This is a genomic window from Streptomyces sp. AM 4-1-1 (genome assembly GCF_029167625.1).
GTDB lineage: Bacteria > Actinomycetota > Actinomycetes > Streptomycetales > Streptomycetaceae > Streptomyces.
In genome coordinates this window covers 1280077-1295646 of the sequence record NZ_CP119145.1, presented here as the reverse complement: position 1 = coordinate 1295646, position 15570 = coordinate 1280077, and the positions used below count along the sequence as shown (strand labels likewise).

The 15570-nt window shown below is 71.0% G+C and carries 11 protein-coding genes; 7 read left to right on the top strand and 4 right to left on the bottom strand.

Annotated elements, in window-relative coordinates; genetic code table 11:
- The first annotated feature begins 111 nt into the window (after positions 1-111).
- Positions 112-765 (top strand): uridine kinase, encoded by a 654-nt coding sequence (locus tag PZB75_RS05370; RefSeq protein WP_275534134.1) that lies wholly within the window; start codon positions 112-114, stop codon positions 763-765.
- Positions 766-941: 176 nt separating this feature from the next.
- On the opposite strand, the gene PZB75_RS05365 is transcribed toward PZB75_RS05370, so the two are convergent.
- Positions 942-1502, bottom strand: coding sequence for a methylated-DNA--[protein]-cysteine S-methyltransferase (locus PZB75_RS05365; RefSeq protein ID WP_275534133.1), 561 nt, complete (start codon positions 1500-1502; stop codon positions 942-944).
- Positions 1503-1682: 180 nt separating this feature from the next.
- Positions 1683-2570, bottom strand: coding sequence for a glycerophosphodiester phosphodiesterase family protein (locus PZB75_RS05360; protein WP_275534132.1), 888 nt, complete (start codon positions 2568-2570; stop codon positions 1683-1685).
- 414 nt (positions 2571-2984) lie between these two features.
- On the opposite strand from PZB75_RS05360, the gene PZB75_RS05355 reads away from it, so the two are divergent.
- The 5 genes from PZB75_RS05355 (at position 2985) to PZB75_RS05335 (ending at position 10361) form a co-directional block, all read left to right on the top strand.
- On the top strand, positions 2985-3887 hold the full coding sequence (locus PZB75_RS05355) for an MHYT domain-containing protein (RefSeq protein ID WP_275534131.1): 903 nt from the start codon (positions 2985-2987) through the stop codon (positions 3885-3887).
- Positions 3888-3965: 78 nt separating this feature from the next.
- The gene (gene uvrB / locus PZB75_RS05350) at positions 3966-6101 is read left to right on the top strand and encodes an excinuclease ABC subunit UvrB (protein WP_275534130.1); all 2136 of its coding nucleotides are present in this window, start codon (positions 3966-3968) and stop codon (positions 6099-6101) included.
- Between the two features lie 206 nt (positions 6102-6307).
- Positions 6308-6886, top strand: a complete 579-nt coding sequence (locus PZB75_RS05345) for a TerD family protein (RefSeq protein WP_275534129.1) — start codon at positions 6308-6310, stop codon at positions 6884-6886.
- A 126-nt stretch (positions 6887-7012) separates the two neighbouring features.
- On the top strand, positions 7013-9073 hold the full coding sequence (locus PZB75_RS05340; RefSeq protein ID WP_275534128.1) for a TerD family protein: 2061 nt from the start codon (positions 7013-7015) through the stop codon (positions 9071-9073).
- A gap of 265 nt (positions 9074-9338) precedes the next feature.
- Positions 9339-10361 carry a TerC family protein gene (locus PZB75_RS05335; protein WP_275534127.1) on the top strand — a complete coding sequence of 341 codons (1023 nt, stop codon included), beginning with the start codon at positions 9339-9341 and terminating at the stop codon, positions 10359-10361.
- Between the two features lie 53 nt (positions 10362-10414).
- Here PZB75_RS05335 and PZB75_RS05330 read toward each other — a convergent pair whose 3' ends face one another.
- Positions 10415-11071, bottom strand: a complete 657-nt coding sequence (locus PZB75_RS05330; protein ID WP_275534126.1) for an MBL fold metallo-hydrolase — start codon at positions 11069-11071, stop codon at positions 10415-10417.
- 10 nt (positions 11072-11081) lie between these two features.
- Complete coding sequence (locus PZB75_RS05325) at positions 11082-11774, bottom strand: maleylpyruvate isomerase family mycothiol-dependent enzyme (RefSeq protein WP_275534125.1); 693 nt, start codon at positions 11772-11774, stop codon at positions 11082-11084.
- Between the two features lie 339 nt (positions 11775-12113).
- Between PZB75_RS05325 and uvrA the strand changes: the two genes are divergently transcribed.
- Positions 12114-15209 (top strand): excinuclease ABC subunit UvrA, encoded by a 3096-nt coding sequence (uvrA, locus tag PZB75_RS05320; protein ID WP_275534124.1) that lies wholly within the window; start codon positions 12114-12116, stop codon positions 15207-15209.
- Positions 15210-15570: the final 361 nt, after the last annotated feature.

The window sequence follows — 15570 nt, the reverse complement described above, 5'->3', positions numbered from 1 at the left end:
GATACGCGCCGAAGCCGAGGGCGGCCGGACCGTTCCGGAAGGTCAGCGCCTCACCGTCCCGTCCGGGAGCGTCGTGTCCCGTCGGTGGAACGGTCCGCGATGATGGGGGACGTGCGACTGGAAGCGATCACCTGGGAACGGCTGGCCGACGCCCTGGCCGTGCGTGCCGACGGCCTGACACCGGCCGGGGGCGGCCCCTGGCTCAGGCTCGCGGTCGACGGGGCACCCGCCGGCCGTACCGGCGAACTGGCCGCCCGGGTCGCCGGGGCGCTGCGGGTGCGCGGCCGCCCGGTGCTCGTCGTCTCCACCGAGGGGTTCCTGCGGCCCGCGAGCCTTCGGTTCGAATACGGCAAGCGGGACCCCGACGCGTACTACGACGGCTGGTTCGACACGGGCGCGCTGTGGCGTGAGGTGTTCGGACCACTGGAGGCGGGCGGTAGCGGTCGGGTCCTGCCCGACCTCTGGGACCCGGTGACGGACCGCGCCACCCGGAGTCCGTACGAGGACCTGGCGGCGGGCGGGGTGCTGGTGGTGCACGGGCCGTTCCTCCTGGGGCACTGGTTCCCGTTCGACCTCAGCGTCCATCTGCGGCTCTCGCCCGGTGCGCTGGCGCGGCGCACGGAGGAACCGGAGCGATGGACGCTGCCCGCCTTCGCACGGTACGAGGACGAGGTGACGCCCACCGACCGGGCGGACGTGGTCGTGCGGGCGGACGACCCACGACATCCGGCCTGGACCGGCCTCGGCCAGGCACCGCGCGCCTGACGTCGGCCGATCCCGTGGGCCCGCCCCGGACGCCGACGCTCGCCGGACGTGCCGCCCCGAGACGTACCGCTCGTCGGACGTGCCTGCCGCGGAGACGCCGCTCCGTGCCGCTCCCCGAGCATGCCGACCCTGGAGTGGCGCCCCTGGCCGGGGCCGACCATGCGCGCGACGGCCGGTCAGAACAGCGGCTGCGGAAGCACCCCCTCCAGCGCGAGCAGCCGTCGTTTCGTCTCCAGACCGCCGCCGAAGCCGCCCATCCCGCCGTCGCTCTCCACCACCCGGTGACAGGGCACCACCACCGGCAGCGGATTGGCCCCCATGGCGGCCCCCACCGCCTGCCCGGCCCCGGGCTGCCCCACCCGCCCGGCCAGCTCCCCGTACCCGACGAGCGTCCCGTACGGCACACCCGTCGCCAGCTCGCGGAGCACCTGACGGTTGAACCCGGACGTCAGTGACCAGTCCAGGTCGAGTGTGAACTCCCGCAGCCCGCCCGCGAAGTACGCCGCGAGCTGGCGTATCGGCTCGGCGAGCCGCGCGGAGCCGGGGCTCTCCACCGGCTCCGCGCCGAGCCGCGTCCGCAACCGCGCGACCGCCGTGTCCCGCACCGCTGGGGAGGCGTGGAAGGCCACGCTCACCAGACCGGCACCGGACGCGGCGAGGAACAGCGGACCGACGTCGCTCCCGACGACGGCCCACCGCACCGCACCGACCTGCTCCGAACCCCCGTTGTCGTCCATGCCGACCACCGTACGACCCGTCACTGACAACGCGCCCCCGCCGGCCCCGGAGCGTTTCTGAGCGATCCCGGCCGCCCCCGACCGGCGGTCCAGTGCGCGTGGCCGCCGTCCCCCGGCCGTCGGCCACCACAGGCCCCCGCCAGCCCCTCACCGGCGCCCGGCGGGCCCTGGCCGTCCGGCTCAGCGGGTGGCGGAACGCACCACGTCGGGGTTGTTGGTGATGATGCCGTCCACGCCGAATCCCTTGACCCGCACCGCGTTCGCCGCGTCGTTGACCGTCCACGTGCTGACCCGCAGCGGCTTGCCGTGCGCGCCCTTGAGCTTGTGCACGGCCGCCACGTAGTCGGCGGAGACCGAGGTGTACGTCGGGTTGATCTGGTCGGTGAACGCCGCGTACGAGGGCAGATCGGCCACCGACGGAGTGCCGAGGAACCCGGTCGTGACATCGGGACGCTGCTGGTGGACCTTCCTCACGCTGTCCGCACCGAAGCTCTGGACGACCAGCCGGCGCTTCACGTGGGCGCGGTCGAGCCAGCCCTCCGCGCGCAGGACGCGAAGGGTCTCCTTCTCGATACCCGGATAGATCTCGGGGCTCTTGATCTCCAGGAGCAGGTTCTGGCGGTTCCGCTCGACGCGGCGCAGATACTGCTTGAGGGTCGGCACCCGGGCCCCGGCGTACCGGGGCGCGAACCAGCTGCCCGCGTCCAGCCGGGCGATCTCCGCCGCGGTGAAGTCCTTGACCGCCCACGACGTCCGGCCGGGGAAGACCCGCTCGACGTCGGTGGTCCGCCTCAGGTCGGTGTCGTGGATGACCACGAGCACGCCGTCCCTGGTGAGCTGGACGTCGTTCTCCACCCAGGCGATGCCCAGGGCGTCGGCCTTGTCGACAGCGGCCAGCGTGTTCTCCGGGGCGTAGGCCGACGCGCCCCGGTGGGCGATGACGAGCGGGGCCCGGCCGGTCCCGGCCGTGGCCGGGGCGCCCGTGGTGTGTGCCTCGGCCGTCGGCAGCAGCAGGGCTCCCGTGGCGACGAGGGCGACTGCGGAGACGACTGCGGTGCGTACGTACACGGATGCTCCTCGCATCGGAAGGGTGACGGACAGAGACTGACAGCCGTCCGTCAACACGCGACGGGCGAAGGATGGCCGTCACATGAACGCGATCCCACAGCACCGGCACCAGGACGGCGACCGGGAGCGGCGTCACCGGGTCCCGGGAACCGGTCGCCGGGTCGGCCCGGACCCGCGCCGGGACGCCCCCGGACCGGTTCCCGGGACCGGTACCGGCGCCGGAACCGGTCCGGTCGGCATACCGGTACCATGCCGTTTCCATGTGTGCCCGCCGAGCCCGGCGCCTGACGATCTCCCCCGCGACGGGAGCGGAACGGCGAGCGGAGTCGCCGGGTGTCGGAAGTCCGCTCCCTGTCGCGGGGGAGATCGTCAGGGTCACCCCCGTACCTGGGCCTCCGTGAAGGGCGTACGAGCATGCAGGGCACAGTCGACGGGTTCGTCCACGGTCCCGTGACGCCCGTGGCGGCGTTCCTCGTGGCGTGTCTGGGTGCCGTACTCGGACTCCGCTGCGCCAACCGGTCGCTCGGCGGGAAGCGTCCCGTGAAGGGCGGCTGGCTGGCTCTCGGCGCCGCCTCCATCGGCACCGGGGTCTGGGCGATGCACTTCATCGCCATGACCGGCTTCAGCGTCGCGGAGACGCCGATCGGCTACGACAGGACGATCATCTTCGCCGTGCTCGCCGTCGCGATCACCGTGGCGGGCGTCGGCATCTTCCTCGTCGGCCACCGTGGGACGACCCGGATGGCGATCGTCACGGCGGGCACCGTGACCGGTCTCGGCATGGCCTCCACGCACTATCTGGGCATGGCCGGGATGCGGCTGCCGGGGCAGCTCGAATACGACACGCTCACGGTCGTTCTCTCCGTGGTCGTCGCCGTCGTGGCCGCCACCGTCGCGCTCTGGGCGGCCGTCTCGCTGCGCGGCCTGCTGCCCGGACTGGGGGCCGGAGTGGTCATGGGCGTCGCGGCGGGCGGGATGCACTACACCGCCATGGCGGCGGTCAGCGTGCGGCTGGACACCGTGACCGGGGCCGTCCCGGCCGCGACGGGGACCTCGGACACCACCGCCCCCCTCCTCGTCCCGATGCTGATCGGACCGGTCTGTTTTCTGCTCCTCGCCGGGGCGGTCGTCCTGCTCGGTCCCCGGATCATGGCCGGCCGGCCGAACCGGAACGGACGGGGCTCCACCGGCCCCCGCCCCGCCGGCCTGGCGGGCCTCCCCGCGCAGGGCCGACGTCCGCGCGCGCGGACACCGGTGGGCCGGGCCGGGGCCAGGGTCCCCGCCAGGGCCGGAGCGCGACCGCCGCACCACGGCTGACCACCGGACGCGGCGGCCCACGGCCGCTCCGGAGCCGATGGGCCGACGGTTGTCAGTGGCGGGTCGTACCGTTGTTGCATGCGGCCCGTTTCGAAGATCGAACGTTCGGTGGCGCCTTTCGAGGTCGTCAGTCCCTACCAGCCCAGCGGTGACCAGCCGGCGGCCATCGCCGAGCTGGAGCGGCGTGTCCGTGCGGGGGAGAAGGACGTCGTCCTGCTGGGCGCGACCGGCACCGGCAAGTCCGCGACCACCGCCTGGATGATCGAGAAGCTCCAGCGCCCGACCCTGGTGATGGCGCCGAACAAGACCCTCGCGGCCCAGCTGGCGAACGAGTTCCGGGAGCTGCTCCCCAACAACGCCGTCGAGTACTTCGTCTCGTACTACGACTACTACCAGCCCGAGGCGTACATCCCGCAGTCGGACACCTACATCGAGAAGGACTCCTCGATCAACGAGGAGGTCGAGCGGCTGCGGCACTCCGCGACGAACTCACTGCTCACCCGGCGTGACGTCATCGTGGTGGCCTCCGTGTCCTGCATCTACGGCCTCGGTACGCCACAGGAGTACGTGGACCGCATGGTCCCGCTCAAGGTCGGCGACGAGATCGACCGGGACCAGATGCTGCGCCGCTTCGTCGAGATCCAGTACAACCGCAACGACCTCGCGTTCACCCGGGGCACCTTCCGGGTGCGCGGCGACACCATCGAGATCTTCCCGGTCTACGAGGAGCTGGCCGTCCGGATCGAGATGTTCGGCGACGAGATCGAGGCGCTGTCGACGCTCCACCCGCTGACCGGCGAGGTCATCAGCGAGGACCGCGAGCTGTACGTCTTCCCGGCCAGCCACTACGTCGCGGGCCCCGAACGCATGGAGAAGGCGGTCAACGGCATCGAGCGCGAGCTGGAGGAACGCCTCGCCGAGCTGGAGAAGCAGGGCAAGCTGCTGGAGGCCCAGCGGCTGCGGATGCGCACCACCTACGACATCGAGATGATGCGGCAGATCGGCACCTGCTCCGGCATCGAGAACTACTCGATGCACATGGACGACCGCGGCCCCGGCACCGCCCCCAACACCCTCCTCGACTACTTCCCCGAGGACTTCCTCCTGGTCATCGACGAGTCGCACGTCACGGTGCCGCAGATCGGTGCGATGTACGAGGGCGACGCGTCCCGCAAGCGGAGCCTGGTCGAGCACGGCTTCCGGCTGCCGTCCGCCATGGACAACCGCCCGCTGAGGTGGGAGGAGTTCCAGGAGCGGATCGGCCAGGCCGTCTACCTCTCCGCGACCCCGGGGAAGTACGAGCTGTCCCGGGGCGACGGCTTCGTCGAACAGATCATCCGCCCCACCGGCCTCGTCGACCCGGAGGTCGTCGTCAAGCCCACCGAGGGCCAGATCGACGACCTGGTGCACGAGATCCGCGCCCGCACCGAGAAGAACGAACGGGTGCTCGTCACCACCCTCACCAAGAAGATGTCCGAGGACCTCACGGACTACTTCCTGGAGCTCGGCATCCAGGTCCGCTATCTGCACAGCGACGTCGACACCCTGCGCCGTATCGAGCTGCTGCGCGAGCTGCGCGCCGGGGAGTACGACGTCCTGGTCGGCATCAACCTCCTCCGGGAGGGTCTCGACCTGCCCGAGGTGTCGCTGGTCGCCATTCTCGACGCCGACAAGGAGGGCTTCCTGCGTTCCGGGACCGCCCTCATCCAGACCATCGGCCGCGCGGCGCGGAACGTCTCCGGCCAGGTCCATATGTACGCGGACAAGATCACCCCGGCGATGGAGAAGGCCATCGAGGAGACCAACCGCCGCCGCGAGAAGCAGATCGCGTACAACACCGAGCGGGGCCTCGATCCGCAGCCGCTGCGCAAGAAGATCAACGACATCGTCGCGACCATCGCCCGCGAGGAGGTCGACACGGAGCAACTGCTCGGTACGGGCTACCGCCAGGCGAACGGCGGGAAGGCGGCCAGGACACCCGTTCCCGCCCTCGGCGGGAAGGCGGCGGGCGTGGCGGGCAAGGGCGGTGCCAAGGCGGGCGCGGTGGTGACGGACCGTCCGGCCACCGAGCTGGCCGGGATCATCGAGGAGATGACCGACCGGATGCGGGCCGCCGCCGCCGACCTCCAGTTCGAGGTGGCCGCCCGGCTGCGCGACGAGGTCGGGGAGCTGAAGAAGGAACTGCGCCAGATGCGGGAGGCGGGACTGGCCTGACCGGCGGGCCGGAAGAGGGCCGTGACACCAGGACCGCGTCGCGAGGACCACCTCACCAGGACGGTGTCACCAGGACGGTGTCGCGAGGACTGTGTTGCAAGAACGACACAGAAACGACCCGGAGTCACCGCGCCCTTCGCGGGACTGCGTAGGGTGCTGGGAACCGCGCACGGATGGTCGCGGGAAATGCGGAGAGGGGACAGCGCGTGACGGTCAACATGACCAAGGGCCAGGCCATCAGCCTGCAGAAGACCGACGGGGGGACCCTGACCGCGGTACGGATGGGGCTCGGCTGGCAGGCGGCGCCGCGCCGCGGACTGTTCGGCTCGCGCACCCGGGAGATCGACCTGGACGCCTCCGCGGTGCTGTTCGCCGACAAGCAGCCCGTCGATGTGGTCTTCTTCCGCCACCTCGTCAGTGACGACGGCTCGGTCAAGCACACCGGGGACAACCTGGTCGGCGGCGCGGGTTCCGGCGGCGACGACGAGGCGATCCTCGTCGACCTCCAGCGGGTACCGGTCCACATCGACCAGATCGTCTTCACGGTGAACTCCTTCACCGGGCAGACGTTCCAGGAGGTGCAGAACGCCTTCTGCCGGATCGTCGACGAGACCAACGGCCAGGAGCTGGCCCGTTACACGCTGGACGGCGGCGGCCAGTACACCGCCCAGATCATGGCGAAGGTGCACCGGTCGGGGAACGGCTGGCAGATGACCGCCCTGGGCAACCCGGCCAACGGCCGTACGTTCCAGGACCTGATGCCGGCGATCCTGCCGCACCTGTAAGGACGGCACACAAGCGTTACGCGCAGCTCCCGGAGGCACCCGCCGCCGGGAGCTGCGCCTCATGGCACGGCCGTACGACGGTGCGGCGGGGCAGGGCACGCAGCAACTCGTCGAGGGGACAGCGCAATGACGGCCGAGCTGGTCCGGGGGCAGAACCACGTCCTGCCCGGGACCCGTCTGGAGATCCGGGTGTCGGCGGGCTCGCCCGTCGTGGCGGGTGCCACACTCGGCGACGACCGGGGCAGGGTGTCCGGCGTCGACCGGATCGCGCACCCGGGCTCGCCCCGGCTGCCCGGCCTCGAAGTGTCCCGGCAGGCCGCCGCGGACCACCGGCTCGCCGTCGACCTCGACGCGCTGCCCGAGGACGTGCACCGTGTCACCGTGCTGCTGGCCCTGCCGGTGGGGGCGGGCGGCCCGGACAGGTTCGGCGCGGTCGCCGCGCCGTTCGTCGCCGTCACCACTCTGGAAGGCACCGGAATAGCCGGCTTCACCCTCACCGGACTGGACACGGAATCCGCGGTCGTCGCCCTGGAGCTCTACCGGCGACAGGGCGCCTGGAAGGTCCGCGCCGTGGGTCAGGGGTACGCGGGCGGTCTCGCCGAGATGCTGGCCGACCAGGGTCTCGACGGGGCGGACGGACTGGCCGGGTCGATCCAGGAGGCGGTAGCACGGGGACTGGCCCGCTCGGTGACCCCGGCCCCGCCGCCCCGCACCCCGGACGGCGACCGGGCCCGCAGGACACCGGACGCCGCGCCGCCCCCGGCGGGGGCCGTCTCCGTGCCGCCCGTTCCCGTACCGCCTGCCGACGTGCCGCTCGCTCCCGTAGCGTCCACCGACGTGCCGCCCGTTCCCGTACCGCCTGCCGACGCGCCGCCGGCTCCCGCGCCGCGCGTTTCCGGTCCGCCCGCCTCCGTCGGCGGGCCGGTCGACTACACGCATCCGCGCCGCCGGGCCTCCACGACCTCTCCGTCCTCGCCGCCCCCGGCCGCCGCCCCCGCGCCACCGTCCGTGTCCCCGCCCGTGTCCCCGTCCGGCGAGCCGCCCACCGGGCCGCCGCGACCCGTCGCGGGCGACGCGACCGGCTGGTCCATGGAGGAGCGCCTCTACAACCAGATCTGGGGCATGTTCGAGGACCTGGCCCGCGCCACTGCCGCGTACCGCAGCGCCGTCGACTTCGCCGAGTCCCGGATGGACCAGGAACTCGACCGCACACTCTCGGACCCCCGTTCCCGGATCGGGGGCGCCGGGGACAGTGCGCGCGAGCGGGCCCGCGCCAAGCGCGACGAGCTGACCGACCGGGCCCGCGACGTCCTCGACCGCGACCTCGCCCAGCTCGCCGCCGAGTCCGCCGTCGTCGAACCCGCGCTGCCCGCCGCCTACGCGAGCTGGGACAGCCCCGTCTGGGACGCCCACCGTGTGCCGATGGAGATGCCGATGGCGCTGCGGGTCGGCGATCTCCATCTGCCCGAGCGCACCGACCTGCGCATTCCGTTCCTGGTACGGCTGCCGCTGGAACGCGGGCTGTGGATCGACAGCGGCCGCACCGCTTCCGAGGCCGCTTCCCTGACGGACCGGCACCAGTTGCGTCACCTCGCCCTGGAGACGGCCGTCGCCCACGCCGCCCGGCTGCTCGCCGTCCACCCGGCCGACGCGTACTCCGTGCACGTCATCGATCCGGCCGGTTCCGCCGCCCCGGAGCTGGCCCCACTGGTGAGGGCAGGGGTCCTCGCCGGTCCGCCGGCGGCCGGGGCCCAAGGTGTGGCGTCCGTGCTCGCCCACCTCACCCGCCGGGTCGATCTGGTGCAGATGGCCGTCCGCGCCGGCGCCGCCGACTCGCTGCCGCCGGACCTGGACACCGGCGAACACCTGCTGATCGTCAACGACTTCCCGCACGGGTTCGACGACCGGGCCGTCACCCAGCTGCGGTATCTCGCCGACGAGGGCCCCTCGGTCGGTGTGCATCTGCTGATGGTGGCGGACCGGGCGGACGCCTCCGAGTACGGGCCCGTGCTCGACCCGCTCTGGCGCTCGCTGCTCCGGATCAGCCCGGTCCCGGACAACCACCTCGCCGACCCCTGGGTCGGTCACGCCTGGACGTACGAACCGCTGCGGCCCCCGTCCGGCAGCCCGGTGCTGGAACAGATCCTGGCCCGGGTCGCGACGGCTCGACGCGCTCTCGGCCGCTGACCGCGCTGCTCCCCGCACCGGCCCCGCGCTACCGCGCTGACCTGGTGTTTTGGCTTATTTTTGCCCAACACTTTACCTTCCCTTGGTGTTCCCTGTACTGTTTTTCGGACGGAGGGGAGTACTCCCGAACGCGACGTGCCCGTCAATACGGACTGTGACCGGTCCCGGGGCGTCGGCCCGTGCGCGCGCCCCGCGCGCTCGGGTGGAAGAGACCTCCGGCAGCGACGACGCTGATCAGTAGCCGTAGCGAATTGCCGGAGGCACAGTGGACGTTTCATGGACCCTCTGGGCGCTGACCATCCTTGGTCTGAGCGCCCTCATCGCGGTCGACTTCTTCATCGGGCGCAAACCCCACGACGTCTCGACGAAGGAAGCCGGCGTCTGGACCGTCGTCTGGATCGCGCTGGCGGCGCTCTTCGGGCTCGGCCTGCTGGTCTTCGGCGAGAGCCGGGCCTCGGGCGAGTTCTTCGCGGGCTTCATCACCGAGAAGTCACTCAGCGTGGACAATCTCTTCGTCTTCATCCTGATCATGGCTAAGTTCTCGGTGCCGTCCCAGCTGCAACAGCGGGTACTGCTCGTCGGTGTGCTGATCGCACTGGTGCTGCGGGCGGTCTTCATCGCGGCGGGCGCCGCGATCATCTCCAGCTTCGCCTGGGTGTTCTACATCTTCGGGGCGTTCCTGATCTACACCGCCTGGAAACTCGTCCAGGAGGCCCGGTCCGGCGGGGAGGAAGAGGAGGAGTTCGAGGAGAACCGCCTGCTCAAGACGGTCGAGCGCCGTTTCGGCGTCTCGGACAAGTACCACGGCACCAAGCTCTTCATCCGGAACAACGGCAAGCGCGTGCTGACCCCGCTCATGGTCGTCATGCTCGCCATCGGCACCACCGATGTGCTGTTCGCGCTGGACTCCATCCCCGCGATCTTCGGTCTCACCCAGGACCCGTACATCGTCTTCACCGCCAACGCCTTCGCGCTGATGGGGCTGCGGCAGCTGTACTTCCTCATCGGCGGGCTGCTGAAGAAGCTGGTCCATCTCAGCTACGGGCTGTCGGTCATCCTCGGCTTCATCGGGGTGAAGCTCGTGCTGCACGCCCTGCACGAGTCCGGGGTGCACGTCCCCGAGATCTCCATCCCGGTCTCGCTGTCCGTCATCTGCGGTGTCCTGGTGATCACGACGGTCACCAGCCTGATCGCCAACAAGAGGAGCGCGGCGGCCGAGGAGGAGGCCGGGCGCGCCCGAGATGAGGAGAAGGCCGGACAGGGGAGCGGCAACGGCTCCCGGAGCTGAGTGCCGCGTCCCGGGGCTGAGCCGTCTCCCGTCTTCCGGCGTCCGTCCGCCGTTCACCAGCCCCGGGCGCGCCACTCCGGCAGATGGGGCCGCTCGTCGCCGAGCGTGGTGTCATGACCGTGGCCGGGGTAGACCCACGTCTCGTCGGGCAGCCGGTCGAAGAGCTTCGTCTCCACATCGTGGAGCAGGCTCGCGAACGCCTCGGGGACCTTGTTCGTGTTGCCGACCCCGCCGGGGAAGAGGCAGTCCCCGGTGAACACGTGGGGGGCGCCGTGCGGGTCGTCGTAGACCAGTGCGATCGAGCCCGGAGTGTGCCCGACCAGATGGCGCGCGGTCAGCGAGACCTCGCCCACTCCGATGGTGTCGCCGTCCTCCACGAGCACATCGGTCGGGACGGGGACGGCCTCGGCGTCGTGACGTCCCGCGTAGGTGCGTGCCCCGGTGGCCGCCACCACCTCGGCCAGCGCCTGCCAGTGGTCACCGTGCCGGTGCGTGGTGACGACGGACGCGATGCCGTCGTCACCGATCAGCCGCAGCAGCGTTCCGGCCTCGTTCGCCGCGTCGATCAGCAGCTGTTCCCCGGTGGCCCGGCAGCGCAGCAGATACGCGTTGTTGTTCATCGGACCGACGGCGACCTTGGAGATCATCAGATCGGTCAGTTCGTGTACGTCCGCAGGTCCGCCGACCTCGACCGCTCCGCTGTACGTCATGCGCCTCAGCCTATAGCGGGGGCAGTGCGGGGAGGGGGCTGCCGTCGGCCACGTCCAGGGCCGAGCCGTCGCGGCGCCCGCACAGCCACCCCAGCAGATCGGGGGCCGTGCCCCGGACGACGACGGGGGAGCCCTCCGCGCCACCCCCCGTGGTCCAGCGCCGGCCGTCGTCGGTGGTCACCTCCGTGGACACCACGTCCGGGTGCCCCGCGAACCGCTCCGTGAGGAAGTCGATCTCGCGGGCCGTGAACTCGTCCGGCAGGTCCTCCAGCCCGTAGCCGACGCCGAGGTCGACGTGGTGCAGTTCGACCTCGACCCGGCGGCGGAACGGCACCCGCGAGGCGGAGTCGGTCACACCGTTGCGCAGCGTGACGGTACGTGACCAGTCGGCGGGCACGGCGGCCGCATCCTCGAAGAGCGCCGCGGTCGCGCGCAGGTCCGCGAGCTGATCGGCGAGCGGCCGGGGCGCGTCGCGAGCGATGTCGGAGTCGCGCGTTTCGCTGCTCGCGTACATCGGCCGGCCCCGGAGAACATTTACGAGCGCTTCGGCGTTACGCGAAAGGTGCGCGAGGACATGCCCCCGGCTCCAGCCCGGCAGTCGCGACGGTTCGGCGACTGTGACGTCATCGAGTTCCGCCGTCGCTGCCAGCAGCCGCGCGGTCGCTTCACGTACGGCGTCCAGGTCGTGCACATGCTCAATCATGGGGCCGAGCCTAAGGGCTGTCCCGCGATCCGTGGTGGATCAGCGTGCGACGTCGGATGCGGTGCGTCGCAAGGCGGAGGGGCGTCCGCGTACTGGGTGTACGGGGACGTTCCGACAACGCCGCGAGGTGCCGTAGCTGTCGTCGCACGCCCACCACGGATCGCGGGACAGCCCTGAGCTCGGCCACTCATTCGGGTGAAGGAGCCGGACGACGACCATAAATCGAATGCGCGTGCTATACGCTCGGAGTCGAAAGCCTCGTTCTCCGCTGTGGCGCCCCCCATACCCTGGGCCAGGGGCTCAGTTCCCCCATTTCTCTTCAGAAAGGTGCGGACCGGCGTGACCGACCGTCTCATCGTCCGTGGCGCTCGTGAGCACAACCTCAAGAACGTCTCGCTCGACCTCCCCCGCGACTCCCTCATCGTCTTCACCGGGCTCTCCGGGTCGGGCAAGTCGTCGCTCGCGTTCGACACGATCTTCGCCGAGGGCCAGCGGCGGTACGTGGAATCGCTCTCCTCGTACGCCCGGCAGTTCCTCGGCCAGATGGACAAGCCGGACGTCGACTTCATCGAAGGCCTCTCGCCCGCCGTCTCCATCGACCAGAAGTCGACCTCGCGCAACCCGCGCTCGACGGTCGGCACGATCACGGAGGTCTACGACTACCTCCGGCTGCTCTTCGCGCGGATCGGCAAGCCCCACTGCCCCGAGTGCGGCAGGCCCATCAGCCGCCAGTCGCCGCAGGCCATCGTCGACAAGGTGCTCGGGCTTCCCGAGGGCAGCCGCTTCCAGGTGCTGTCCCCGCTGGTGCGTGAACGCAAGGGCGAGTTCGTCGACCTCTTCGCCGACCTCCAGACCAAGGGCTACAGCCGGGCGCGGGTGGACGGCGTGACCATCCAGCTCTCCGAGCCGCCCACGCTGAAGAAGCAGGAGAAGCACACCATCGAGGTGGTCATCGACCGCCTCACGGTGAAGGACAGCGCCAAGCGCCGGCTGACCGACTCGGTCGAGACCGCGCTCGGGCTCTCCGGCGGCATGGTCGTGCTGGACTTCGTCGACCTCCCCGAGGACGACCCCGAGCGTGAGCGGATGTACTCCGAGCACCTCTACTGCCCGTACGACGACCTGTCCTTCGAGGAGATGGAGCCCCGCTCCTTCTCCTTCAACTCACCCTTCGGCGCCTGCCCCGACTGCACGGGTATCGGTACGCGCATGGAGGTGGACGCGGAACTGGTCGTCCCCGACGAGGAGAAGTCCCTCGACGAGGGCGCGATCCACCCCTGGTCGCACGGTCACACCCGGGAGTACTTCGGACGGCTGATCGGCGCGCTCGCCGACGCCCTCGGGTTCCGTACGGACATTCCGTGGGCCGGGCTGCCGCAGCGCGCCAAGAAGGCACTGCTGTACGGCCACAAGATCCAGACCGAGGTGCGCTACCGCAACAGGTACGGCAGGGAACGCGCCTACACCACCCCCGCCTTCGAGGGTGCGGTGCAGTTCGTCAAGCGGCGGCACTCCGAGGCCGAGAGCGATTCCAGCAGGGAGCGCTTCGAGGGCTACATGCGCGAGGTCCCGTGCCCGACCTGTGAGGGGACGCGGCTGAAGCCGATCGTCCTCGCGGTGACGGTCATGGACAGGTCCATCGCCCAGGTCTCCGCGATGTCGATCAGCGAGTGCGCCGAGTTCCTCGGCCGGCTGAAGCTGAACGCCCGCGACAAGAAGATCGCCGAGCGCGTGCTCAAGGAGGTCAACGAGCGGCTGCGGTTCCTCGTCGACGTCGGCCTCGACTACCTCTCGCTGAACCGCGCGGCGGGCACACTGTCCGGCGGCGAGGCCCAGCGCATCCGGCTGGCCACCCAGATCGGTTCCGGCCTGGTCGGGGTGCTCTACGTCCTGGACGAGCCGTCGATCGGTCTCCACCAGCGCGACAACCACCGGCTGATCGAGACCCTGGTCCGGCTCCGGGACATGGGCAACACGCTCATCGTCGTCGAGCACGACGAGGACACGATCAAGGTGGCCGACTGGGTCGTCGACATCGGCCCCGGAGCCGGTGAGCACGGCGGCAAGGTCGTCCACTCCGGTTCGCTGGAGGACCTGCTGACCAACAAGGAGTCGATCACCGGCCAGTATCTGGCGGGCAAGCGGGCGATCCCGCTGCCCGACGTCCGGCGCCCGGTCGACCCGGCCCGCCGGCTCACGGTGCACGGCGCCCGGGAGAACAACCTCCAGGACATCGACGTCTCCTTCCCGCTCGGGGTGCTCACGGCGGTGACCGGTGTCTCAGGGTCCGGGAAGTCCACCCTGGTCAACGACATCCTCTACACCCACCTGGCGCGTGAGCTGAACGGCGCCAAGTCGGTGCCCGGCCGGCACACCCGGGTCGACGGCGACGACCTGGTCGACAAGGTCGTGCACGTGGACCAGTCGCCCATCGGGCGTACGCCCCGGTCCAACCCGGCGACGTACACGGGCGTCTTCGACCATGTGCGCAGGCTCTTCGCGGAGACGATGGAGGCGAAGGTCCGCGGCTATCTGCCGGGCCGCTTCTCCTTCAACGTCAAGGGCGGGCGCTGCGAGAACTGCTCGGGCGACGGCACGATCAAGATCGAGATGAACTTCCTGCCGGACGTCTACGTCCCGTGCGAGGTCTGCCACGGAGCGCGCTACAACCGGGAGACGCTGGAGGTCCACTACAAGGGCAAGTCCATCGCCGAGGTGCTGGACATGCCGATCGAGGAGGCCCTGGACTTCTTCGACGCGGTCCCGACCATCGCCCGGCACCTGAAGACGCTCAACGAGGTCGGTCTCGGGTACGTGAGGCTCGGGCAGTCCGCGCCGACGCTCTCGGGCGGTGAGGCTCAGCGGGTGAAGCTGGCCAGCGAACTCCAGAAGCGTTCCACCGGCCGCACGGTCTACGTCCTGGACGAGCCGACGACCGGGCTGCACTTCGAGGACATCAGCAAGCTCATCCAGGTGCTCTCCGGGCTGGTCGACAAGGGCAACACGGTGGTCGTCATCGAGCACAACCTCGATGTCGTCAAGACCGCCGACTGGGTCGTCGACATGGGCCCCGAAGGGGGCAACGGCGGTGGTCTCGTCGTCGCCGAGGGCACTCCGGAGCAGATCGCCGCGGTCCCGGCCAGTCACACCGGCAAGTTCCTCCAGGACATCCTGGGCGCGGACCGGATCAACGAGGCGGCGGTACCGGCAGGGCGCAAGCCGGTGCGGAAGACGACCGCCCGGAAGACGGCCACGAAGCCGGCGGCCACGAAGAGGGCGGTCGCCGCGAGCGAGGCGCCGGCCACCCGCACCGCGACGGCCAGGGCGACCGGTTCGGCCAAGTCGGCGGCGGGCACGACGAAGGCCGTGAGCGGGGCCAAGGCGGCTGCCAAGAAGCCCGCGGCGAAGAAGGCGGCCCGTACGCGAAAGGGCTGACCCCGGGGTACTGCGATGCCCGGGTGGCCGCAGCCGGAACCGCGATTCCCCCAGCGGCCACCGGGCGGGGCGTGTGCGACCGCCCGCTCCCGCCCGGTGCCGGGCGCCGGATATCGGTCGGGCGCCGGAACCGGTACGGCCGGCCCAGCGATGGCTGGGCCGGCCTGCCGGTCGTGCCTGCCGGTCGTGCCTGCCGGTCGTGCCTGCCGGTCGTGCCTGCCGGTCGTGCCGTTCCGGCCGTCCTGCGCCGGTCGTCCCGCCCCGGTCACCCCGCCCCGTATCACCTGGTCGTGGGACGCCTCAGCGGCGAGCGGCCCGGCCGAGGGCGTTCCGGTCTCCGCCGGTATCGTCGGTTCCGTCA

Excerpts from the sequence above, each read along its gene's own strand:
- PZB75_RS05365 (WP_275534133.1), bottom strand. The coding sequence starts at position 1,502 with ATGGACGACAACGGGGGTTCGGAGCAGGTCGGTGCGGTGCGGTGGGCC.
- PZB75_RS05355 (WP_275534131.1), top strand. The coding sequence starts at position 2,985 with ATGCAGGGCACAGTCGACGGGTTCGTCCACGGTCCCGTGACGCCCGTG.
- uvrB (WP_275534130.1), top strand. The coding sequence starts at position 3,966 with ATGCGGCCCGTTTCGAAGATCGAACGTTCGGTGGCGCCTTTCGAGGTC.
- PZB75_RS05340 (WP_275534128.1), top strand. The coding sequence starts at position 7,013 with ATGACGGCCGAGCTGGTCCGGGGGCAGAACCACGTCCTGCCCGGGACC.
- PZB75_RS05330 (WP_275534126.1), bottom strand. The coding sequence starts at position 11,071 with ATGACGTACAGCGGAGCGGTCGAGGTCGGCGGACCTGCGGACGTACAC.
- PZB75_RS05325 (WP_275534125.1), bottom strand. The coding sequence starts at position 11,774 with ATGATTGAGCATGTGCACGACCTGGACGCCGTACGTGAAGCGACCGCG.